This window comes from Pseudomonas sp. MWU12-2319, from assembly GCF_023242525.1.
In the GTDB taxonomy this organism is placed as follows: Bacteria; Pseudomonadota; Gammaproteobacteria; order Pseudomonadales; family Pseudomonadaceae; genus Aquipseudomonas; species Aquipseudomonas gingeri_D.
In genome coordinates this window covers 39,703-61,633 of the sequence record NZ_JALJES010000028.1, presented here as the reverse complement: position 1 = coordinate 61,633, position 21,931 = coordinate 39,703, and the positions used below count along the sequence as shown (strand labels likewise).

Genomic DNA, 21,931 nt, shown 5'->3' with positions numbered 1-21,931 from the left:
CTTAGCGAACGACTATTCGTTTTATTAAATTTCGAACACTCGGAAGCGTCATGGCGACCGATACGAAACAAACCAGAAAAACCAAAGCAAGACTAAGGACGGTTAAAAAAGCTCCGCTGGAAAACTCAAAAACGCCAGACATTGCAGCGGTGACACACGCACCTACGCCAACGGGTAACAGAACAGCATTAGCATACCATCGCCCCTTCTCCCCAGGCAGTAAACGCTGATGCATGATATGCACATTAAAGATCAGGCAAATACCGTTCAGGGCGACCCAGACACTCGCAGCGCCTGCGGCGCCCCACTGATACGTCGCTATCAGCAACGCAGGAACAAAAACCGTCACAGCAATAGCATTCTGATAAAACGCAAGCTTTGTCCAGCCATACGCCAGCTGCAAAACATAAGGAAGCGTCATCAATCCATTTATAGCATTCCCCACGATCAGCAGACTAAACAGGAGTGATGAGCTGCTGACCAGCAGGGCGTTTTGCGTCCACAATTGAAGTATTGGATTAGCACACAACACCAGCACACAGGTAATAGGAACCACCAGAAGCGCCATCAACTCACATCCCTGACGGTAAGTATCAGTCAGCTGTTGATTACTATCATCTGCTGCCAGCTGAGTAAGTCGTGGCAGGTAGGCATTAAAAAAAGGACCGATCACCTTGAATAAAACTGCCGCAACCGTAGAGGCGAAAACATAGTATCCAAAACTCTTCAGATCAAGAAACCGACTCAACAAAATCTTATCAAGCTGCGTCAGGATGGTGGCTAACAAAGAGATTCCCGTCATACTCAGGGCAAAACACCATATATCAGAAAGAATCGCTTTCGAAAAATGCCCATCGCCCTCGGGCATGGCCCGCCAAAATGTAACACGCATGACAATGACTTGCAAAAGCGCCACGAATGCCTGCCATAGGAAATAAACCTCAATGCTAGGCTTTATTAATAGCAATGCCACCAAAGCGCCCAAGTTTTGCAACGTTGTGAAGAACACAAGAAACCCGTTCAGCAACACCTGCCGCTGCAAGCCATTGAGCCCTCCACTATACAGTGTCAACGGCCAACGCAGTCCGATGACCCCGGCGATTACCCATAATGCATGCATGACACTTTCCCGAGACAGGGACTCGGGGTTCAACCAGTGATAGGAAATATAATACGCTGAAGAACCTATCGACAAGGCAACAACAAAAGCACCCGTCCAATAGATCAACTCCAACGTTTTTGCGGTATCCCTCATTTTTTCGCCACTGTCCGCCTGGCCGGACAGTCTCGCCAGCTCTCGACTCAATGTCTGTGACAAACCAAGATCCAAAACGGCGAACGCGGCCTGCAGGGATATAAAAACCCCAACCAGCCCGTAGGCCTCAACCCCCATCAGATGGATATAGAGCGGGATAAACGCCAGCCCCATCAGCGCGGTCCAAGCACTGCCGAGCAGATTGGCCAGAACGTTGAACTTAACGCTCAGCATGGAGACGTCCTGCAAAAATCAGGCACACGGAGAGAGAGGAGAGAGGGTCTGTCGAAAGGCGCTGCTTTTCAAAAAAACACATAGTGTTAATCCAAGTCTATATCCATCATGAAAACACTATCAGCATCATTTTTCTCTGGAAATTTCCCACGCTATGACAGCAATGGAAATGCCCCTCTCAAACAGCCCGCAACGTCGCAACACTCAAAACCTGAAAAAGTCTTCAATCAACTTCCTCTTCAATGGTTTCAACACCAACTCTCTCGAACCGTCACTGAAAACCATGCAGTCTCCCGGAATAGGCTTGTTCATCACCCCCACTCCTTGAGCGATGACGGAATGATCGCCAACCTTACTCCTTCCGATAATGGAGGAATTGGGGTACATAATGACCCCCTCGCCCAAGTCGGGTGCGATGCCATGGTTCTTGCCTACCGTTGAATTCTGGTAAATTACAAAGTAATTACTGTATTTTGCTTTCGCCAGCACGATCCCCGTGGAATGCCCGATGAAAAAAATATCCGGCATTTCTATTTCATAAAAAAGATCGATACCGTTCAACAGCTTATTTAATAAAAAAATCCGCGTCGGGACATCTGTTTCCTTGGAGTTTCGCCAAATAGTGTTGGCCAGAAAATACAAATAAGTACAGTACTGCGAGGAGTGAAGATAATTAAAATTATCAGGCTCCCATGTCTTTACCGAATTAATGCAAATAACCAGACGCGCCAAGGCTTCGTCGATATGCCGCTCAATCGCGTCGTTGACTATTGCCTTCTTACCATCCGGAAAAAAAGCGGCTATCTGCCCTACGGTGTACTCGACCAGCTCAGCACGGCTGAAATTAATTATTTTCATGATTATGTCTATCTGCGGGATCAAAACCTGGCAAAGCTTCAATTCTGTCTGCTGCCCCCCAAAAAGCCAAGGGTTCGAAAACAGAATATGGATAATACCCCAGCTTCAGCCTGATATCCTTACCCTTGCTGGCCACGGACTTCTCGACCAAGCGCCTCACGGAAACAGGCGCTCCACTACAAATATTGAAGATGCCCTGATGAGCTGGATGCTCAACCAGCCTGACCAGATGTTCAGCGACCTCTTCTACCGGCAAGTAGTCTCTCAACTGCTCGCCTTGCGACATGGGAAACTCTTCATCCCCCGCTTCCAAAGCCCGATCAAGCAGTGCCAAGAGGCTTTTCGGATTCTGACCGGCTCCGAAGGTGTAGAAGAGTCGAGCCCACTGTAGGGTAAAGGGATGCTCGTTGTGCAACGTGTCTAAAAAGCGACGCAACGTGTCCTTGGCTAACGCATAGGCGTTAGCAGGGCTGGTTTCCATCGTTTCGTTTAATTGCCCTTCTCGCATTCCATATTCAAAGCAGGTGCCCGCAACCAGCAGATGCTTGTGGCCTGCGATGACCAGCGACTTGAGAAAGCGGTAGTCCGCCGGCAGCGTGTCCTCGAAATGATAAAGCGCGTTGTAATGCGGCAAGCCGGGCCAAGCGAGGTGAACCACTGCTTCGGCCTCGGCAAACACCTTCACGTCCAGAGACGGATCGTGAATATCACACGCCAGGAATGTTACGCCCTCGGGCCAACTCAAGGATTGTGCCCGTTCGGCGTTCCTGGCAACGGCAATGACTCGATGACCGCGCTCGATCAATCTGGCAACGACATGGCGCCCAATGAACCCGCTGGCACCCGTCACCAGGACGTTCATGGCAAGCTCCGCATCACTGGCACCGCAACCACAAACGTGGTGCCAAAACGTTCACGGAGCGAGCGGTTCTGCTCCAATACCTCGCTGGCAATATTCCAAGGCAGGATCACGACGATGTCTGGCTGGGTTTCGAGCAGTTGTTGTGGCGAATACACCGGAATATGACTCCCCGGCAGGTATTTTCCTTGCTTCGAAGGCGCCGCATCAGAAACGTAAGCCAGCAAGTCCGGTTTGACACCGGCATAGTTCAGTAGCGTGTTGCCCTTTGCCGCCGCACCATAAGCAACAACCTGCTTGCCCGCGCGCTTCTGCTCGATCAGGAAGCTGACCAAGCCGTTCTTGACCTCGTCTGCCCGCTGCTGAAATCCCTGATAGACCTCAAGTGCCTGCAAACCAAATAACGACTCTGCCTCCAGCAAAAGAGCAACGCTTGCACTGTCCACTCGGGGGTCTTCGGCGTGACAACCATAAACACGCAGGCTTCCGCCGTGGGTCGGCAGTTCCTCAACCTCGGTGATACGCAGGCCGGCCAAGGAAAATATCTGCTTCACCGTGTATAACGACAGATAGGAAAAGTGTTCGTGGTAGACCGTATCAAATTGGGTCTGCTCGATCAGGCGCAACAAGTGCGGAAACTCAAGGGTAATGGTCCCTCCTTGCTTCAACGCGGCCTTTAAGCCCAAGGTAAAATCGTTTATATCCGGCACATGGGCAAAAACGTTATTGCCCGCAATCAGGTCAGCTTGACGCCCCTCCTCTGCCAGCCGCAGGCCCAGCGTCTCACCGAAAAACTCACGCAGTACCGGAATACCGATTTTTTCCGCTGCCGCAGCCGTGCTCGCGGTTGGTTCGATCCCCAGGCATGGGATATCTGCAGCCAGAAAGTTTTTCAGCAAGTAACCATCGTTCGAAGCCACTTCGACAACAAAGCTATCAGATCCGAGCCCAAAGCGCTTGATCATGGTTTGGGAATACGCAGCCGCATGCTCAAGCCAACTGGTCGAAGTGGATGAGAAGTAAGCGTAATCCTTGGAGAAAAACAGGTCTGCCTGAGCGTAATCCTCGGTCTGCACCAACCAGCAGTGCTCGCACACTTTCAACTTGAGCGGAAAGTAGATTTCCGGTGCGCTCAACTCTGCCTCGCTGAGGTACGAGTTGGACGGTGGCGCGAAACCCAGATCCAGAAAAGTGTGCTGCAGCGGCTCACAACAGTGGCGACATTTCATACGTGAAGTCCGGCGAACTCGTTAGATAACAAAGCGTGATTCTTGTCGCGCTCGGAAAGGTCGGTAACAGGCAGCGGCCAAGCGACGTTCAATCGTGCATCGTCATAGCGCACGGCGCCTTCAGCCGTCGGCTCATAGAAAGCCGTGTGAAGATAGAGCAATTCGCTGTCGGCCTCCAACACTTGAAAACCATGGGCGCAGCCTTGAGGAACAACCAACATGCGCCCGGTCTGCGGGCTCAGCTCTTCAGCGTGCCACTGCAAAAACGTTGGGGAACCCGCACGCAGATCTACAACCACATCCCATACGCGCCCTTTCAGGCAGCGGACCATTTTCATCTCCGCATGGGGAGCGTGTTGAAAATGCAACCCGCGCACAGCACCTATGGCACTGGTACGAGAATGATTGATCTGCACAATATGCTGCCCTTCCAAAGTCTGAGCCAGACTTTTTTCACAGAACAGGCGACTGAAAGCACCACGATGGTCCTGGTATGGCTGAGTTTCAACCACCAGCGCGCCGCTTATAGCGGTAGATCGAATATTCATGAATCAATCCAGACACAGCCAGCCTTGGCGGCCGCGTCGATATAGTCTGCCAGTTGCTCACGGGTTATTGCCCTGCCGGTGGACGCCTGCAGACGATACCAGTTTGCCGTCATTTCCAAACCTTGCTCCAGACTCCACACTGGTTGCCATCCGAGACGGGCTTTTGCCTGTGCACAGTCAAGGTAGAGCAGGTTGGCTTCGTGCGGTTGGGGCACCGATGTGGTGTGCCAGGCAAGTTGCGGCCAGTATTTCTGCAACTCCGTCAACACCTCGGATACCGTACGGTTATCCTGCCGCTCGGGCCCGAAATTCCATCCCCCCACAACCCCTTTGTCGAGCGCCAGAAGCCGCTGCCCAAGCAAAAGATAGCCTGACAAGCATTCAAGTACATGTTGCCAGGGGCGCGTGGATTGAGGTGAGCGAATCGCCAGGGATTCGCCACTCCCTAAGGCCTTGACGAGATCAGGGATGAGACGATCTTCGGACCAGTCTCCGCCCCCGATGACATTCCCGGCACGTGCAGAAACGATAAGAGGAGCACCGTCGTTAGCCCAAAATGCCTTGCGATAACTATCTACAACCAACTCGCTGGCGGCCTTGGAAGCACTATAGGGATCATGACCACCGAGGCGATCATTTTCACGGTAGCCCCAGGGCCACTCATTATTGGCATAGACCTTGTCTGTCGTAATGACGACTACGGCTCGCACACTGGGAGTCAGCCGGCAGGCCTCCAGGACATTGGCAGTTCCCATGACGTTGGTCGACCAGCTTTCCAGCGGGTCACGATAGGAACGGCGTACCAGCGCCTGAGCCGCAAGGTGAAAGACGATTTCGGGTTGGGCCTGTTCGAATGCCTCCAGAACCACTGCCGAGTCACGAATGTCTCCGCGAACATCAGTCGCCGACGTATTCAACAGACCCCAGTGAGCAGGGACACTCTCAGGCGCCAGTCCGAGACCGGTGACCTGTGCTCCAAGCTCACAGAGCCAGGTTGCCAGCCAGCTGCCCTTGAAACCCGTATGCCCGGTGAGCAGGACCTTGCGGCCTCGATAGAGATCGCCGAACTGCTTCATGTCCAGTGTTTCCAAGGGGGATTACCCTTGCTCCACAAATCTTCGAGGTGATTCTTGTCGCGCAAGGTATCCATGGCCTGCCAAAAGCCACGATGTTGATAGGCCATAAGGTTACCTTCGGTAGCCAGTCGCATCAGCGGCTCGGCTTCCCAGCTGGTTTGATCATCGGCAATGTAATCAATCACTGACGGATCGAGCACAAAGTAACCGCCATTGATCCAGGCGCCATCACCCGCCGGTTTTTCCTGAAAACTACTGACCTGGGAGCCTTCTATGTCCAAGGCACCGTATCGTCCCGGGGGCTGGATCGCCGTGACCGTCGCAAGTTTGCCGTGATTGTGGTGAAACTCGATAAGTTCGCGAATATTCACATCCGCCACGCCATCACCATAGGTAAAACAGAACGGTTCATCACCCACATGCTCCCGAATGCACTTGAGACGCCCGCCCGTCATGGTGTCCTCACCGGTATTGACCAAGGTAACGCGCCAAGGCTCGACGTAGCGCTGATGGACTTCCATGGTGTTATTGGACATGTCGAACGTCACATCGGACATATGCATGAAGTAGTTCGCAAAGTACTCCTTGATGACATATCCCTTATAACCACAACAAATCACAAAATCGTTGATTCCGTAATAAGAGTAGATTTTCATGATATGCCAGAGAATCGGTTTACCACCGATTTCGATCATCGGCTTGGGACGCAGATGAGACTCTTCAGAAATACGCGTGCCCAGCCCGCCCGCCAGAATTACCGCCTTCATGGAAAACCTTACCTACAAATGCCTATGAGAACCGCTCAATTCGCGGCAATGACCCTTATTTTCCGAGCACTGCAGAGAAATTGGCAAAAGGAAGGTTTTAGCATGACCTCAACGGCATGAACAGTCCTTGATCCATCGCAGGCTCTTGAATCCACATATAAAAAAGGCGTCCTATTGGACGCCTTTTTTATATGTGGTCGGGGTAAGGGGATTCGAACTCCTGACATCCTGCTCCCAAAGCAGGCGCGCTACCGGACTGCGCTATACCCCGGTAAAAAAAAGGCACCCGTTAAAGGCGCCTTCTGCGATCAGCGCTTTTGGCCTCTGATCTTAAGATTCAATCCCAGCGAACTGGTTTCAAAAATGGTGGGTCGTGTGGGATTCGAACCTACGACCAATTGGTTAAAAGCCAACTGCTCTACCAACTGAGCTAACGACCCAAAAATGGTCGGGGTAAGGGGATTCGAACTCCTGACATCCTGCTCCCAAAGCAGGCGCGCTACCGGACTGCGCTATACCCCGATTTGAAATTGGCTCCGTGACCAGGACTCGAACCTGGGACCCAATGATTAACAGTCATTTGCTCTACCGACTGAGCTATCACGGAACTACATATTTCAAGTTACAACCTTTACCACAGACTTCCATCGCTGAAAGCTTCCTCAACCAGGCTTTTGCATCGCTGCGTTCGCTTGTCTGAGGCGCGCTATTCTACAACTCTGAAAACCTCTGTCAACCCCTTAAATTGCTTTCAAGACAATGATTTGCAATCTTTTTTCGAACTTCCCTTGTGGGAGAAATCCGAGGGGTGACGTACTGCGGGGCGCACTTTACAAGCCTTTGCCCCTGAGTTCAACGCCCTATCGAAAAAAACCTGCAAAATCGCAATACACTGTGTAGGAGCCGGCTTGCCGGCGATGAGGCCAGCAAGCCTTGCATCGACCTTGCAGACGCCATCGCCGGCAAGCCGGCTCCTACAAGGGGATCGCGTTGATCCCGGGTACTCAGGCAAACACGATCTCGTCGTTGACCACCGAGGCCGTCACGCTCGTTCCCGGCAGGAACCGCCCCGACAGGATCAACTGCGCCAACGGGTTCTCGATCCAGCGCTGGATCGCACGCTTGAGCGGCCGCGCGCCATAGACCGGGTCGTAACCCACCGCGATCAGCTTGTCCAAGGCCTCGCTGCTCAGTTCCAGCTTCAGCTCGCGCTCCACCAGGCGACTGCGCAGGCGACCCAACTGGATCTCGGTGATACCGGCTATCTGATCCCGGGCCAAAGGCTCGAAAATCACCACCTCGTCGATCCGGTTGATGAACTCCGGCCGGAAATGCGTACTCACCGCATCCATGACCGCTGCCCGCTGCGCCTCGCGATCCCCCACCAACTCCTGGATCTGCGCCGAGCCCAGGTTGGAGGTCATCACGATCACGGTATTGCGGAAGTCCACCGTACGACCATGGCTATCGGTCAGGCGACCGTCTTCCAGCACCTGCAGCAGGATGTTGAAGACATCCGGGTGGGCCTTCTCGACCTCGTCCAGCAGGATCACCGAGTAAGGCTTGCGCCGCACGGCCTCGGTCAGGTAACCGCCTTCCTCATAGCCTACATAGCCCGGTGGTGCCCCGATCAGACGCGCCACGGAGTGTTTCTCCATGAACTCCGACATATCGATGCGCACCATGGCCTCTTCGGTATCGAAAAGGAATTCGGCCAGGGCCTTGCACAACTCGGTCTTGCCCACCCCGGTCGGGCCGAGGAACATGAAGGAACCGCTCGGACGGTTCGGATCGGACAAGCCGGCCCGGGAACGGCGTACCGCGTTGGCCACCGCCACCACCGCCTCGTTCTGGCCGATCACGCGCTGGTGCAGCAGGCTTTCCATCTTCAACAGTTTGTCGCGCTCGCCTTCGAGCATCTTGGACACCGGGATACCGGTCCACTTCGACACCACTTCGGCGATTTCCTCTTCGGTCACCTTGCTGCGCAGCAGCTGGTTCTCGCTCTTGCCGTGCTGGTCGACCATCTGCAGGCTGCGTTCCAGATCCGGAATCACGCCATATTGCAGCTCGGCCATACGGTTGAGATCGCCTTTACGGCGTGCCGTTTCCAATTCCTGGCGCGACTGCTCGATTTTCTGCTGGATCTGCGCCGAGCCCTGCACTTCGGCTTTTTCCGAAGTCCAGACCTCTTCCAGGTCGGCGTACTCGCGTTCCAGGCGGACAATTTCTTCCTGGAGTTTTTCCAGGCGTTTTTTCGCCGCTTCGTCGTCTTCTTTCTTCAGGGCCTGGGATTCGACCTTGAGCTGGATCAGGCGACGCTCCAGACGGTCCAGCACTTCCGGCTTGGAGTCGATCTCCATGCGGATACGGCTGGCGGCCTCGTCGATCAGGTCGATGGCCTTGTCCGGCAACTGGCGGTCGGTGATATAACGATGACTGAGCTTGGCCGCCGCGATAATCGCACCGTCGGTGATCGCCACCTTGTGGTGCACTTCGTAACGCTCTTTCAGGCCACGGAGGATGGCAATGGTGTCCTCCTCGCTCGGCTCGTCCACCAATACCTTCTGGAAGCGCCGCTCAAGGGCCGCATCCTTCTCTATATATTGGCGATATTCATTGAGCGTGGTCGCCCCGACGCAATGCAGCTCGCCACGGGCCAAGGCTGGCTTGAGCATGTTGCCCGCATCCATCGAGCCTTCGCCCTTGCCGGCGCCGACCATGGTGTGCAGTTCGTCGATAAACAGAATGATCTGCCCTTCCTGCTTCGAAAGCTCGTTGAGCAGCGACTTCAGGCGCTCTTCGAACTCGCCGCGGTACTTGGCGCCGGCAATCAGCGCGCCCATGTCCAGGGACAGCAGGCGCTTGCCCTTCAGGCCATCCGGCACCTCGCCATTGATAATGCGCTGGGCCAGGCCCTCGGCAATGGCGGTCTTGCCCACGCCGGGTTCGCCGATCAACACCGGGTTGTTCTTGGTCCGCCGTTGCAGCACCTGGATCGTGCGACGGATCTCGTCGTCACGGCCGATCACCGGGTCGAGCTTGCCTTCTTCGGCACGCTTGGTCAGGTCGACGGTGTACTTGTCCAGGGCCTGGCGCGCGCCCTCGGCGTTGGGGTCATTGACCGCCTCGCCGCCGCGCAGGTTGTTGATGGCATTCTCCAGGGCCTTCTTGCTCACACCCTGGCCGAGCAGCAACTTGCCCAGCTTGCTGTTCTCGTCCATGGCGGCGAGCAGCACCAGCTCGCTGGAAATGAATTGGTCGCCCTTCTGCTGGGCCAGGCGATCGGCCTGGTTGAGCAGGCGCGCCAGATCCTGGGACATGTTCACGTCGCCGGTGGGATTCTGGATTTTCGGCAATTGATCGAGCTCTTTGCTCAATTCCTTGCGCAGGCTGTTGATGTCGAAACCGACCTGCAACAGCAGGGGTTTGATCGAGCCGCCCTGCTGTTCCAGCAGCGCCTGCATCAAGTGCGCAGGCTCGATGGCCGGATGATCGTGGCCGACCGCCAGGGATTGGGCGTCTGACAACGCCAACTGCAATTTGCTGGTTAAACGATCTATACGCATGAGTCACCTTCCTTTGGAGCAGGCCGGAGCAAAGGACGCACCTGAATAAAGAAACCTGCCAGATGCCCAAGTAGATGCGGCCTATTCTGAGAGATTCAAGCGTCACAAGCTTGACGAAGATCAGAAGAGTCTAGTCTTCCAGCCAGATCAGGGAGGCGAAGCGACCGGTACGCGGACTGCGCCGGTAGGAGAAAAAGCGCGGGTCGCTGACCGTACACAGCCCGCCACCATGGACGGCGGTGATTCCGCGGGCGGCCAGACGCAGGCGCGCCAGGGCATAAATATCGGCCATGAAGCGTCCGGCATTGACGCTGGGGACAAAGGCTTCGATTGTTTCAGGATGCGTAGAGAGAAAGGCTTCGCGCACTTCCGCCCCCACTTCGAAGGCCCCGGGACCGATGGCCGGGCCGAGCCAGACGAGGATTTGCGAAGCCGGCACGTCCAGTCGATCGACCGTGGCTTCCAGCACGCCTGCGGCCAACCCGCGCCAACCGGCATGGGCAGCGGCTACACGGGTGCCAGCACGGTCGCAAAACAACACCGGCAGACAATCGGCGGTCATCGAGGTGCAGGCAATGCCCGGCGTGCTCGTCCAACTGCCGTCGGCTTCGGCGGTCAGCGTCGGATCGGCCTCGACCACCCCGACACCGTGCACCTGGCGCAGCCAGGCAGGCTGAATAGCAAAGGTATCGGTGAGGCGACGGCGGTTTTCCGTGACGGCAAGGGGATCGTCGTCGACATGATCACCGAGGTTGAGACTGTCGAACGGCGCCAGGCTGACGCCGCCCGCCCGCGTGGTCACGCAGGTCCTGACCCGCGCCGGCGCAGGCCAGTCGGGAATCAGGAAGTCACTCACCCGATGAACGCCTCGCGGTCCTGCTTGAGCAACGTCAGCAACCAGACGAAATCGTCCGGCAGTGGCGACTCCCAGCTCATGCGCTTACCGCTGGTCGGATGATCCAACTCGAGGAAACGTGCGTGCAGGGCCTGGCGCGGGAAGTTTTTCAGCGACTCGACCATGGTCACGCTGGCCGCCGGCGGAATACGGAAGCGACCGCCGTAGGCAGGATCGCCGACCAACGGGAAGTTGATGTGGGCCATGTGCACGCGAATCTGGTGGGTACGACCGGTTTCCAGCTTCACCCGGACATGGGTGTGGGAACGGAAGCGCTCCAGCACGCGGTAGTGACTCACCGCCTGCTTGCCGCCTTCCATCACCGCCATGCGCTGGCGCTGCTGGCCGTGACGACCGATGGGCGCATTGATCTTGCCGCCGGCGGTGACCACGCCGATCACGATGCATTCGTAGATCCGGCTGACGCTGCGGCTCTGCAATTGCGTGACCAACTGCGTCTGGGCCTGGATGGTCTTGGCGACCACCATCAGACCGGTGGTGTCCTTGTCCAGGCGGTGCACGATGCCCGCGCGCGGCACATTGATAATGTCCGGCACGTGGTGCAGCAAGGCGTTGAGCAAGGTGCCATCGGCGTGACCGGCGGCCGGATGCACCACCAGGCCCGCAGGCTTGTTGATCACAAGGATGTCGTCGTCTTCATAGACGATATCGAGTTCGATGTCTTGGGCGATCCACTCACCCTGAGCTTCCTGCTCGGCAATCAGTTCAAGAACAGCGCCGCCATGGACGATGTCTCGTGGGCGGATAACCGCGCCATCCACAGTCAGGCGGCCGTCTTTGATCCAGGCGGAAAGGCGCGAGCGTGAGTGCTCAGCGAAGAGTTGGGCGGCGACTTGATCGAGGCGTTGGCCGCCCAGTTCGGACGGCACCTCTGCGCGAAGTTCAATTTTATCGGACATGCTCGGACTAGGCGTCGGCACAGCCTTTGGTTTCGGCTGCGCGCTTGTGGTTAAATACGGCGTCTTTTGCCCCGAGGCTATCAACGGGGCACTCATCATAACAGGACGGCCCCGCCCAAGACAGCGGCCGTCATAGGGACGCAAGCCGCCATGCAAGTGAGACACCTGCTGCTGATCGCCATCCTCGCACTGACTGCTGCTTGCTCGTCGAAGGAAGTCGTCGACGAAAACTTGAGCGAAGTCGAGCTGTACCAGCAGGCGCAGGCCGACCTGGACAACCACAGCTATACCAGCGCCACCGCCAAGCTCAAGGCTCTGGAGTCGCGTTATCCGTTCGGTCGCTACGCCGACCAGGCCCAGCTCGAACTGATCTATGCCAACTACAAGAATGGCGAACCTGAGGCTGCCAAGTCGGCCGCCGAGCGTTTCATTCGCCTGCACCCGCAACATCCGAACGTGGACTACGCCTACTACCTCAAGGGCCTGACCTCGTTCGACCAGGACGTCGGCCTGCTGTCGCGCTTCCTGCCGCTGGACATGACCAAGCGTGACCCGGGCGCGGCCCGTGACTCCTACAACGAGTTCGCCCAGCTCACCAGCCGCTATCCGAACAGCCGCTACGCGCCGGACGCCAAGCAGCGCATGATCTACCTGCGCAACCTGCTGGCGGCCTACGAGATCCACGTGGCCGACTACTACCTGACCCGTCAGGCCTATGTCGCCGCCGCCAACCGCGGTCGTTATGTCGTGGAAAACTTCCAGGAAACCCCTTCGGTCGGTGACGGCCTGGCGGTGATGGTCGAGTCGTACCAGCGTCTGCACCTGGACGAACTGGCGGCTTCGAGCCTCGAAGTGCTGAAAACCAACTACCCGAACCATCCGACGCTGGTGGACGGTCAGTTCGTGCCACGGGTGGCCGAGGCGGACAACCGTTCGTGGATGAGCAAGGTCACCCTGGGCCTGATCGAATCCCGTCCACCGCTGCCGCCGGGCGAAACCCGCGCCAACCAGGACGTGGTCAAACAGTTCCAGGACGCCAAGGATTCGATTCCGTCGGACCTGAAGCCGGAAGGCGGCGATGCGGCCCAGGAAGAGCAACACGAGGCCGAAGGCAGCAAAGGCAGCAGCAACCGCTCCTGGTTCAGCTACATGACCTTCGGCGTGTTCGACTGAGTCACAGCCCCGTGTAGGAGCCGGCTTGCCGGCGATGGCGGCAGCCCATTCAGCGCCGCCCTCTTCCCCTACCCGCCGCCGGCGTAAGAAAAGAGCCTTTCGAGGCTCTTTTTTTTGCCTTCGCCACGCCCCCCATCAAATGCGCTGTGCGCCCGGCATGTCCTTGGCTAAACTGCCGGATCATTTGCCAATAAGCGGGTTGCCATGGTTCGCCTACTGTTCTGGATTGCACTGATTGCGGCCGCCGTGTGGTTCTGGCGTAAATTCAATCGACCCACCGCCCCCAACCGCCCGGCAGACACACTGGAAGCCGCGCCCATGGTCCGTTGCGCCCATTGCGGCGTGCACCTGCCCCGTGACCGCGCCCTGAGCTTGCAACAGGACTGGTATTGCAGCCAGGCCCACCTCGAGCAAGGCCCGGGCCCTCGTGAGCGCTGAGACCTTCAGTCTCGGCGGTGCCCAGGCCCAGCGCCTGCTACGGCTTTATCACCTTTACCGTCTGAGCATCGGTATCGCCCTGGTCTTGCTGATCTCCAGCAAGATGGACGACAAGCTGCTGGAGCTGGCCGACGGCGAACTGTTCCGCACCGGTAGCTGGATCTACCTGATCCTGAATATCCTGGTGGTGGCCCTGCTGGAAAACCCCAGGCGCCAGGGCCAGGTCTTTATCCTGGCACTGGCGGATGCGGTGATGCTGTCCGGCCTGTTCTATGCCGCCGGCGGCGCACCGAGCGGCATCGGCAACCTGCTGATCGCCTCCGTGGCCATCAGCAACGTACTGCTGCGCGGCCGCATCGGCCTGCTGATCGCCGCCGTCGCGGCCATCGGCATCATTTACCTGACCTTCTACCTGAGCTTCAGCCGCCCGGCCGCCGCCGGCTATTACGTGCAGGCCGGTTTGCTGGGCATCTTGTGCTTCGCTGCCGCGGTTCTGGTCCAGGGCCTGACCCGGTTGCTGGCGGTGAGCGAAAACCTCGCCGAACAACGCGCCAGCGACGTCACCAATCTGGAAGAGCTCAACGCCCTGATCCTGCAACGCATGCGCACCGGCATCCTGGTACTCGACGAACAACACCGGGTGCAGCTCGCCAACCAGGGGGCGCTGACGCTGATGGGGGAGCAAGACCTGAACGGTCATGTGCTCGACGCCTATTCCCTGGAATTGGTCGAGCGCCTGCAAGTCTGGCAACGCAATCCGATACTGCGCCCGCAAAGCCTGAAGATCCTCGGCGCCGGTCCGATCCTGCAACCCAGCTTTATCGCGCTCAAGCGCGGCGAGCACACCCAGACACTGGTCTTCCTCGAAGACCTGTCGCAGATCGCCCAGCAGGCCCAGCAACTCAAGCTCGCGGCCCTCGGGCGCCTGACCGCCGGGATTGCCCATGAGATCCGTAACCCATTGGGCGCCATCAGCCACGCCGCCCAACTGCTACAGGAGTCGGAGCAGATGCCGGAGGCGGACCGCCGTCTCACGCAGATCATCCAGGACCAGTCCAAACGCATGAACCTGGTGATCGAGAACGTGCTCCAGCTGTCCCGACGGCGCCAGACGCAAGCGCAACTGCTCAACCTCAATGAGTGGCTGCAGGCCTTTGTCAACGAATGGCGCGAGCGTTCCCGGCCCAAGCAGTGCCTGCACCTGCAGATCGACGACGCGTCCCTGCAGACCCGCGCCGATCCGCTGCAGCTGACCCAGGTGCTGAACAACCTGCTGGAAAACGGCCTGCGCTACAGCGCCCAGTTGCATGAGCTGGCGCAGGTCTGGCTGACCTTGGCAGTGGACCCGAACAACGGGCTGCCGACCCTGGAAGTCCTGGATAACGGCCCCGGCGTCGCCGCCGAGCAGCGCCAGCACCTGTTCGAACCGTTCTTCACCACCGAGAGCCAGGGCACCGGCCTTGGCCTCTACCTGTCCCGCGAGCTATGCGAAAGCAACCAGGCGCGCCTAGACTACTCGGTACGCCAAGGCGGCAGTTGCTTTCGCATCACCTTCGCTCACGCACGTAAACAGAGTTGAACATGAGCCCACGGCAGAAGATCCTGATCGTCGACGATGAACCGGATATCCGCGAACTCCTGGAAATAACCCTGGGCCGGATGAAACTCGACACCAGCAGCGCGCGCAATGTGGCGCAAGCCCGGGAAAAGCTGGCCCAGGAAAATTTCGACCTGTGCCTGACCGATATGCGCCTGCCGGACGGCACCGGCCTTGAGCTGGTGCAGCATATCCAGCAACGTTATCCCCAACTGCCGGTGGCGATGATCACCGCCTATGGCAGCCTTGACACCGCGATCAACGCACTGAAATCCGGTGCCTTCGATTTCCTGACCAAACCGGTGGACCTGCCCCGCCTGCGGGAACTGGTCGCCAGCGCCCTGCGCTTGCCCACCAGCGGCGGCAAGGCGCCGTCCATCGACAGCCGGCTGCTGGGGGATTCACTGCCCATGCGCGCACTGCGCAAGCAGATCGACAAACTGGCCCGCAGCCAGGCACCGGTGTATATCAGCGGCGAGTCGGGCAGCGGCAAGGAGCTGGTGGCGCGGCTGATCCATGAGCAGGGACCACGTGCCGAACGGCCGTTCGTACCAGTGAACTGTGGGGCGATTCCGGCCGAACTGATGGAAAGCGAGTTTTTCGGCCATCGCAAAGGCAGTTTTACCGGTGCCGTGGAGGACAAACCGGGGCTGTTCCAGGCGGCCAATGGCGGCACGCTGTTTCTCGATGAAGTCGCCGATTTGCCGCTGGCGATGCAGGTCAAGCTGCTGCGCGCCATCCAGGAAAAGGCCGTGCGCAGTGTCGGCGGCCAGCAGGAGGAAATCGTCGATGTGCGCATCCTCTGCGCCACCCACAAGGACCTGAACGCTGAGGTCAGTGCCGAGCGTTTTCGTCAGGACCTCTACTATCGATTGAATGTCATTGAATTACGGGTGCCATCCTTGCGTGAGCGCCGCGACGATATCGAGCCCCTGGCCACCAATGTCCTCAATCGACTGGCCTCGGGTAGCGGCATGCCGGCGGCTCGCTTGCATCCGCTGGCGCTGGATACGCTCAAGGGCTACCGCTTTCCCGGCAACGTGCGGGAATTGGAGAACATGCTCGAGCGAGCCTACACCCTGTGTGAAAACGAACAGATCGAAGCCGGCGACCTGCGCCTGGCCGAGGGTGGCGGGAGCAACATGCAAGTCGGCGAACCGAGCCTGGCGCAGATCGACAATCTGGAAGATTACCTGGAGAGCATCGAGCGCAAGCTTATTCTCCAGGCCCTGGAGGAAACCCGCTGGAACCGCACGGCGGCGGCCCAGCGCTTGAACCTGTCGTTTCGTTCGATGCGCTATCGGCTCAAAAAGCTCGGGCTGGATTAAGGCCTCAGATCCGGCCCTCGGGCGCATAAGGCGCCGGATCGATGATCGGCTCACGCCCCAGCAACAGATCGGCAAACAACTGGCAGGACGCCGGCGCCAGCACCAGTCCGTTGCGATAATGCCCGCAGTTCAGCCATAGCCCCTCGAACCCCGGCACCCGGCCGATATAGGGAATCCCCTCGGGCGAGCCCGGCCGCAATCCCGCCCAGTGTCCGACCACCTCAGCCTGCGCCAAGGCCGGAATCAACTCGACCGCCGACGCCTTGAGGCTTTCCAGCGCCGACAGCGTCGGCGTCTTGTCGAAGCCTTCATGCTCCAGCGTGCTGCCCACCAGGATATGCCCGTCACGCCGGGGAATCGCATAACGGCCTTTCGCCAGGACCATGCTCGAGAGAAAATCCGCCGCGCACTTGTAGAGGATCATCTGGCCCTTGACCGGCTCGACCGGCAGCGCCAGCCCCAAGCTGCTCAAGAGTTCGCCGCTCCAGGCCCCCGCCGAGAGCACGACCTGATCGCCACGCAGCTCACCCGTGGCCGTGCGTACGCCGACTACGCGCTCGCCTTCACGGAGAAACCCGGCGACTTCGCACTGCTCGCGAATCGTCACATTGGGCAAGGCCTGCAAGGCTGCCTTGAGGGATTTCACCAGGCGCGGATTACGCACATTGGCGACATCGGCCATGTAGATGGCCCGGGAATAACCGTCGCCCATCACCGGCACCGCGTCGTGAACCGCCGAGATATCCACCGCGCTCAGGGGACGCTGCTCACGTTCGGCCCAGGCCAGGGCCTCGGCTTCGTCGTCCAGGTCGAGCCAGTACAGGCCGGTGGTGTGAACCTCGGGATCGACACCGGTGGCGGCGAACAAGCGCTCGCCCAGTTGTGGATAGAAGTCCTGGGACCAATGGGCCAGGGCCGTGACCGCGGGACTGTAGCGCCAAGGGTACAGCGGAGAAACGATACCGCCGCCGGCCCAGGAAGACTCCTGGCCAAGGCCGGAACGGTCCAGCAGCGTCACTTGCCCGACCTCGGCGGCCAGATTGAAGGCAGTCAGCAAGCCAATCACACCGCCGCCGATGATTACCACGTGTTGTTGCCCGGCCATCTCATCATCCAACCAGAAAAGGAAACAGGCGCCAGGGTGCGCCCATAAAAGCCTCAACGTCCCCAGCAGTCCTTGGTCGTTGCGCCCACGGAGCCAGGATTGCCCCTCGCGCCGGTATTGTCGAGGGTGTAATTGCCGCACATGTCGCCCGCCATCATCGTCCCAGCGATCGGTGTTGCCGTCAGAGTGAAGGTCGTGGCAGCGAGTGCTGACGTGATGTTGTAGTAGCTATTGCCCGCACTCAAGCCAGCCGTACCAACGTACGTCGCGGTTCTGGTGTACGAACGCTCCAGGGTTTGCGCCTGCTCGGAAATCAGCTCGGCGATTTCATAGCGATGGGTCCTTTGCATATATGCGATGTAGTTGGGATAAGCCACGGCAGCCAGGATGCCGACAACCGCCACGACGATCATCAGTTCGATCAGGGTGAAACCGCTACTGCTTCTACGCATTGAATCCCTCACTGTAATTGACGCCACATGATACGACGGTTGTTCACACCACCGAGCTCCAACGGACCACCTGGCCCGCCCGGCCCACCCGGTAGCCCCATCAACATTTGTGAACCATCGGAATTACTCATTAGCCCGGCCAGGTTCGGTACCCCACCAACGAAGTTCATCCCACTGATAATCTGGTCGCTGGCGTTGACCTTGCGGTCGCCATTGGTGTCCAGCACCGGGTAGGTCAACATCGCCCCGGTGACGGCGTCGACATCCATGAAGCGCCCCGACCCCGCACTTGAACAGGGGTCAGTGGTATCGACAATCGCCGTGGTGAAAAACAGCCGGCCAAAACTCAGCACCGCCGGATAGATCACCCGCTCCCCGGTCAGCACGCTGTTGATCACCAGGGAGAAGTAGAAACCTTTCTTGGTGGTGTAGTCGACGGTGTTCTGGCTTGAGGTGAAATTCACACTGCCGGCGGCGGGCGCATTGATGGTCTGCGCCACCAGGCTGCTTTCCGTGATGCTGGCGGTGGCGCCATCGTTGTCGAGCACCGCATAGAACGCCTGGCGTGCTGTGCTGGTCTTGTCCGCTGTTTCGCTGAGCTTGCCGGTGCCGAAGTAAACCAGCTTCCCCTGCCCCGGCAGGTTGCCGATGACCGGCTGCGCCGTAATCGGTTGCGCTGAGCCGCCCGAGGCGGTGAACAGCGGCGCCCCGGAAAAGGCGACTTTCCAGTTGGCCGGGGCCGAAGCGGTCAGGTCGAACTTCCACATCTGCCCCTTGAGGTCGCCGCCGTAGGCATACAGCACCTGGCTTTGCGCATTGACTCGTAGCTTCACCGAACTCAAGCCATTATTACCCGTGCTGTCGACAGGAATCTCGGTGATGACCGAGCCGTCACTCATATCCAGTACCAGCAGCGAAGCCACCCCGTTGAAACTGCCGTAGCCATTGCCGATGAACGCCGCCCAGCGACCGTCCTGCAAGCGCGCCACCTCCGGCTTGGCGTAGGCATACCCCAGGTTGTTGTACTTGTTGCCGGTGGTGGAGACATCCGGGGCCTTCACATCCCACAAGGCATTGATCGTATTACCGGCCGAAGCGTCATACAGCTGAACCGCGAAGAACGCCTTGCCACCCGCGCCCACGCCGCCCACGGCAATGGTCTTCCAGGTGGTACCGGGCTTGGCGTCCACCACTGAGATCTGGCCGTCGGCGAGGAATTTGTGCGTGGTGCCATTGATGTAGGCCGGGTCAGCCACGTAATGCAGGTTAGTCAGGACACTGGAGGGCATGTAGGCATAGAGACGACTACCCGTGGTCGGATTGATAACATTGAAAAAGCCATCGTTGGCGTTCACCACCAGGCGCGGACTCATCCCGGTCGAGGAGGACTTGCCGTCCAGGTAAGCGGTATAGCTGGTATCCCCGGTGAGGTCGGACGCCGTATGGTCGGTGGGTGACGCATAGACCAGACGCGAATTGACGATATCGCCAAGGAGTACGGTACGGGTCTTCAGGCCGGTCTTGTTGACCCCCATGCTCCATTGCACCAGGTCACTGCCGCTGATCCCCGTGGGCAGGCTGGCGCTCAGGGCGGTCTGCTGGGTGGTGGCGAAGTTGGCGTATGCCAGGGTGATCGCCAGGTTCGTGCCGGTATTCCAGGACTGGAAGGTCGCCGTGTTGGTGCTCCCGGGAATAATGGTGGTATCGGTGCTCCAGTTCGCGTTGGTGTTGAGCGACCCGTCAGTGCCAAATCCAAAGGCCTTGATGGTCCCACGCCAGTCGGTCGGGTCGTACTGGGAGGTGTAGTAAAGCGAGCCGGTGTTAAAGCTCGACGAACTCGTGGCACCGCCACCACCGGATCCCGCCTTGGACGTGATGTCGTTCAGGGCTGCCGACAACGCAGCGTTGAGGCCGGCGCTGTCAGTGGCCTGATAGTAAATGCCGTGACCATAGGTCGCCGTATCCGCGAGCATCTGATTGGCGGCCGTAAACCCCACGGTGTAGGTGAACATGTTCTGTTTGGGGAAATCGCTCGCATCCCAGCTCTTGCCGGCTGCGTCGTTGCCGGCGGAGCGCATGTCGATGTCATAGGCGAACTTGGCGATGTCGTCGAGAAACAGCGAGTCGCCCTCATTGTCCCCGCCCAGCGGATTGTTGCCGTCATTGTTGATACCGTCCCAGTTCGGAAGATTCGATCCACCCAATGGGTCATTGCTGGGAAAGGTCCGGTCATAGGTCGGAAAGCCGTCGGTGATCACCACACCGTAGTTTTTCTGGCAACGGTACTGGATCGGGCTCGTGTAGGTGGTCGGCGAAGAGTTGTAGTAGGGCGCCATGCCACGAAAATAACGGGTGATCTCGTAATAGGTTTCAGCCAGCGGCGTGTTGGCGATGGCCGCCAGGCCGCTGATGGAAGTCAGCAGTGCGTTGTAGTTGGCATCCGCCTGGGTCTGGGTGGTCGTACTGGTTACCGACAGGTCGCTGATGCCCCGGGCAATATAGCCACCGGGCCCGGGATCGCGACTGTTAGGCGGGTTGAAGGTCGCCAGGCCGATGCGCAGGTTGCGGTTGCTGGTCACCAGTGCCGAAGACACATTACGCGCCACGTTGACCCGGTAGTCATTGGGGATCGAACCGTCGGTATAGTCCTTGGTCGTACCCGTCATCTGGGTGATCAGGTAGGCCAGGTATTTGTTGGCGATGCGTGTATTGCCGCCGCCCACCGGGTCGGGCAGCTTGAGGCAGTAGACCGTGTTGCTGGTGCCGATCTTGAACCCGTCGTAGTTCGACGCGCAGGGCCCCGGGTAGAAGCTGCTGATGAACTGGTTGTCACTGGTCATGTCCAGTGTGGTCACACTGTTGCAGTTGGAGTACGAGTAGCAGTTGTAGACCTGTGCACGGGTCACGGTCGGGTCATAGCCTGTCGGCCAGATCAGGTTGTTCATACTGCCGGAGTCGTCCACCAGCAACATCACGTTCGGCGGCACCGAGCCGGCGCTCAACAACGGCGAGTCGGAGGGCGTGAAAGCATAGGCCGGAGCGCTGAGGTAAAACCCGAGAAGCCCCCCGGCCAGCCAGGGCATCAGCTTCGAGCGCAGGCGATCCAGGCGCTTACTTCTTGACATAGATGCTCTCCAGCACGGTTTTCGAGGTGCCTTGCACACCCACGCCGGTAATTCGATAGAGGGTCCAGGGCAGGCTGTCTTCCATTCCCGCCAGGTTCATGTTCACCGGGTCCTTGGTGGTACCCAGCTTCTGGATGCCATAGAAACCGCTGTTGCTTGTGACCCAGGTCACCCCGGAAGTAGTGTTCAGTCCTGCAACCAGAGGCGTGTTCGGGTCCACCGCCTCGGCCGGCGGCGCGCATTTCGTCGTGTTCGGGCACACGGGCAAGCTGTAGGCCTGGGCCTGTACCACGGTTTCCCCGGCCCGCAGGGCCGTTTCGGCGAACTGGAAGGACTCGTTGCGCAACTTGACGCTACCGGCCATCTTTTCCTGCAGGTTGGCGTTCTGCATCGACGAGATACCGATCAGGGTCAGCAGCAGCAGGAACACCAGGCTGACCAGCAGGGCCATGCCGCGCTGCTTGCCCGAACTGCGAACAGGGTAGTGATTCATCGACATCCCC

Annotated in this window: 18 protein-coding genes and 4 tRNA genes; 4 read left to right on the top strand and 18 right to left on the bottom strand. The window is 58.6% G+C overall.

Features of this window, described 5'->3' with window-relative positions; genetic code table 11:
- Position 1 precedes the first annotated feature (1 nt).
- The 14 genes from M5C01_RS30650 to rluD form a co-directional block, all read right to left on the bottom strand.
- Positions 2-1,489 carry an oligosaccharide flippase family protein gene (locus M5C01_RS30650; RefSeq protein WP_152742065.1) on the bottom strand — a complete coding sequence of 496 codons (1,488 nt, stop codon included), beginning with the start codon at positions 1,487-1,489 and terminating at the stop codon, positions 2-4.
- Between the two features lie 204 nt (positions 1,490-1,693).
- Positions 1,694-2,347: a hypothetical protein gene (locus M5C01_RS30645; RefSeq protein ID WP_152742066.1), complete on the bottom strand. Its 654-nt coding sequence runs from the start codon at positions 2,345-2,347 to the stop codon at positions 1,694-1,696.
- Positions 2,334-3,209, bottom strand: a complete 876-nt coding sequence (locus M5C01_RS30640) for an NAD-dependent epimerase/dehydratase family protein (RefSeq protein WP_152742067.1) — start codon at positions 3,207-3,209, stop codon at positions 2,334-2,336. Before M5C01_RS30640 ends, M5C01_RS30645 begins: the two co-directional genes overlap by 14 nt.
- On the bottom strand, positions 3,206-4,435 hold the full coding sequence (locus M5C01_RS30635; RefSeq protein ID WP_152742068.1) for a class I SAM-dependent methyltransferase: 1,230 nt from the start codon (positions 4,433-4,435) through the stop codon (positions 3,206-3,208). Before M5C01_RS30635 ends, M5C01_RS30640 begins: the two co-directional genes overlap by 4 nt.
- Positions 4,432-4,983, bottom strand: a complete 552-nt coding sequence (gene rfbC, locus M5C01_RS30630; protein ID WP_152742069.1) for a dTDP-4-dehydrorhamnose 3,5-epimerase — start codon at positions 4,981-4,983, stop codon at positions 4,432-4,434. Before rfbC ends, M5C01_RS30635 begins: the two co-directional genes overlap by 4 nt.
- Complete coding sequence (gene rfbG / locus M5C01_RS30625) at positions 4,980-6,059, bottom strand: CDP-glucose 4,6-dehydratase (protein WP_178130021.1); 1,080 nt, start codon at positions 6,057-6,059, stop codon at positions 4,980-4,982. The genes rfbC and rfbG overlap by 4 nt, the downstream gene beginning before the upstream one ends.
- On the bottom strand, positions 6,056-6,826 hold the full coding sequence (gene rfbF / locus M5C01_RS30620) for a glucose-1-phosphate cytidylyltransferase (RefSeq protein ID WP_152742071.1): 771 nt from the start codon (positions 6,824-6,826) through the stop codon (positions 6,056-6,058). The genes rfbG and rfbF overlap by 4 nt, the downstream gene beginning before the upstream one ends.
- Positions 6,827-7,020: 194 nt before the next feature.
- Positions 7,021-7,097: transfer RNA gene (locus tag M5C01_RS30615), tRNA-Pro, on the bottom strand.
- 93 nt (positions 7,098-7,190) lie between these two features.
- Positions 7,191-7,266 (bottom strand) — tRNA-Lys (locus M5C01_RS30610).
- Positions 7,267-7,271: 5 nt separating this feature from the next.
- Positions 7,272-7,348: transfer RNA gene (locus tag M5C01_RS30605), tRNA-Pro, on the bottom strand.
- 9 nt (positions 7,349-7,357) lie between these two features.
- Positions 7,358-7,433: transfer RNA gene (locus M5C01_RS30600), tRNA-Asn, on the bottom strand.
- A 397-nt stretch (positions 7,434-7,830) separates the two neighbouring features.
- Positions 7,831-10,395 (bottom strand): ATP-dependent chaperone ClpB, encoded by a 2,565-nt coding sequence (gene clpB, locus M5C01_RS30595; RefSeq protein WP_152742072.1) that lies wholly within the window; start codon positions 10,393-10,395, stop codon positions 7,831-7,833.
- Between the two features lie 130 nt (positions 10,396-10,525).
- Positions 10,526-11,251, bottom strand: a complete 726-nt coding sequence (gene pgeF / locus M5C01_RS30590; RefSeq protein WP_178130022.1) for a peptidoglycan editing factor PgeF — start codon at positions 11,249-11,251, stop codon at positions 10,526-10,528.
- Positions 11,248-12,210, bottom strand: a complete 963-nt coding sequence (gene rluD / locus M5C01_RS30585) for a 23S rRNA pseudouridine(1911/1915/1917) synthase RluD (RefSeq protein ID WP_103498791.1) — start codon at positions 12,208-12,210, stop codon at positions 11,248-11,250. The genes pgeF and rluD overlap by 4 nt, the downstream gene beginning before the upstream one ends.
- A 150-nt stretch (positions 12,211-12,360) precedes the next feature.
- Here rluD and M5C01_RS30580 point away from each other — a divergent pair, with 150 nt between their 5' ends.
- The 4 genes from M5C01_RS30580 (at position 12,361) to M5C01_RS30565 (ending at position 16,746) form a co-directional block, all read left to right on the top strand.
- Positions 12,361-13,383: an outer membrane protein assembly factor BamD gene (locus tag M5C01_RS30580; RefSeq protein ID WP_103498792.1), complete on the top strand. Its 1,023-nt coding sequence runs from the start codon at positions 12,361-12,363 to the stop codon at positions 13,381-13,383.
- 204 nt (positions 13,384-13,587) lie between these two features.
- Complete coding sequence (locus M5C01_RS30575; protein WP_152742074.1) at positions 13,588-13,821, top strand: PP0621 family protein; 234 nt, start codon at positions 13,588-13,590, stop codon at positions 13,819-13,821.
- Positions 13,811-15,400 (top strand): ATP-binding protein, encoded by a 1,590-nt coding sequence (locus tag M5C01_RS30570; protein ID WP_178130023.1) that lies wholly within the window; start codon positions 13,811-13,813, stop codon positions 15,398-15,400. The genes M5C01_RS30575 and M5C01_RS30570 overlap by 11 nt, the downstream gene beginning before the upstream one ends.
- 2 nt (positions 15,401-15,402) lie before the next feature.
- Positions 15,403-16,746, top strand: a complete 1,344-nt coding sequence (locus tag M5C01_RS30565) for a sigma-54 dependent transcriptional regulator (RefSeq protein ID WP_152742075.1) — start codon at positions 15,403-15,405, stop codon at positions 16,744-16,746.
- A gap of 4 nt (positions 16,747-16,750) precedes the next feature.
- On the opposite strand, the gene thiO is transcribed toward M5C01_RS30565, so the two are convergent.
- Genes thiO through M5C01_RS30545 form a run of 4 tightly spaced genes read right to left on the bottom strand, consistent with a single transcriptional unit; the run spans position 16,751 to position 21,927 of the window.
- Positions 16,751-17,851 carry a glycine oxidase ThiO gene (thiO, locus tag M5C01_RS30560; RefSeq protein ID WP_152742076.1) on the bottom strand — a complete coding sequence of 367 codons (1,101 nt, stop codon included), beginning with the start codon at positions 17,849-17,851 and terminating at the stop codon, positions 16,751-16,753.
- Positions 17,852-17,904: 53 nt separating this feature from the next.
- Positions 17,905-18,303 carry a type IV pilin protein gene (locus M5C01_RS30555; RefSeq protein ID WP_152742077.1) on the bottom strand — a complete coding sequence of 133 codons (399 nt, stop codon included), beginning with the start codon at positions 18,301-18,303 and terminating at the stop codon, positions 17,905-17,907.
- 8 nt (positions 18,304-18,311) lie between these two features.
- Complete coding sequence (locus M5C01_RS30550) at positions 18,312-21,428, bottom strand: PilC/PilY family type IV pilus protein (protein ID WP_152742078.1); 3,117 nt, start codon at positions 21,426-21,428, stop codon at positions 18,312-18,314.
- A complete protein-coding gene (locus M5C01_RS30545) occupies positions 21,415-21,927 on the bottom strand; it encodes a PilX N-terminal domain-containing pilus assembly protein (protein ID WP_152742079.1) in 513 nt (170 codons plus the stop codon). The genes M5C01_RS30550 and M5C01_RS30545 overlap by 14 nt, the downstream gene beginning before the upstream one ends.
- Positions 21,928-21,931 lie beyond the last annotated feature (4 nt).

What these genes read in the sequence shown, in the direction of transcription:
- M5C01_RS30650 (WP_152742065.1), bottom strand. Translation starts at nt 1,489, where the DNA reads ATGCTGAGCGTTAAGTTCAACGTTCTGGCCAATCTGCTCGGCAGTGCT.
- M5C01_RS30645 (WP_152742066.1), bottom strand. Translation starts at nt 2,347, where the DNA reads ATGAAAATAATTAATTTCAGCCGTGCTGAGCTGGTCGAGTACACCGTA.
- M5C01_RS30640 (WP_152742067.1), bottom strand. Translation starts at nt 3,209, where the DNA reads ATGAACGTCCTGGTGACGGGTGCCAGCGGGTTCATTGGGCGCCATGTC.
- M5C01_RS30635 (WP_152742068.1), bottom strand. Translation starts at nt 4,435, where the DNA reads ATGAAATGTCGCCACTGTTGTGAGCCGCTGCAGCACACTTTTCTGGAT.
- rfbC (WP_152742069.1), bottom strand. Translation starts at nt 4,983, where the DNA reads ATGAATATTCGATCTACCGCTATAAGCGGCGCGCTGGTGGTTGAAACT.
- rfbG (WP_178130021.1), bottom strand. Translation starts at nt 6,059, where the DNA reads ATGAAGCAGTTCGGCGATCTCTATCGAGGCCGCAAGGTCCTGCTCACC.
- rfbF (WP_152742071.1), bottom strand. Translation starts at nt 6,826, where the DNA reads ATGAAGGCGGTAATTCTGGCGGGCGGGCTGGGCACGCGTATTTCTGAA.
- clpB (WP_152742072.1), bottom strand. Translation starts at nt 10,395, where the DNA reads ATGCGTATAGATCGTTTAACCAGCAAATTGCAGTTGGCGTTGTCAGAC.
- rluD (WP_103498791.1), bottom strand. Translation starts at nt 12,210, where the DNA reads ATGTCCGATAAAATTGAACTTCGCGCAGAGGTGCCGTCCGAACTGGGC.
- M5C01_RS30580 (WP_103498792.1), top strand. Translation starts at nt 12,361, where the DNA reads ATGCAAGTGAGACACCTGCTGCTGATCGCCATCCTCGCACTGACTGCT.
- M5C01_RS30575 (WP_152742074.1), top strand. Translation starts at nt 13,588, where the DNA reads ATGGTTCGCCTACTGTTCTGGATTGCACTGATTGCGGCCGCCGTGTGG.
- M5C01_RS30565 (WP_152742075.1), top strand. Translation starts at nt 15,403, where the DNA reads ATGAGCCCACGGCAGAAGATCCTGATCGTCGACGATGAACCGGATATC.
- thiO (WP_152742076.1), bottom strand. Translation starts at nt 17,851, where the DNA reads ATGGCCGGGCAACAACACGTGGTAATCATCGGCGGCGGTGTGATTGGC.
- M5C01_RS30555 (WP_152742077.1), bottom strand. Translation starts at nt 18,303, where the DNA reads ATGCGTAGAAGCAGTAGCGGTTTCACCCTGATCGAACTGATGATCGTC.
- M5C01_RS30550 (WP_152742078.1), bottom strand. Translation starts at nt 21,428, where the DNA reads ATGTCAAGAAGTAAGCGCCTGGATCGCCTGCGCTCGAAGCTGATGCCC.
- M5C01_RS30545 (WP_152742079.1), bottom strand. Translation starts at nt 21,927, where the DNA reads ATGTCGATGAATCACTACCCTGTTCGCAGTTCGGGCAAGCAGCGCGGC.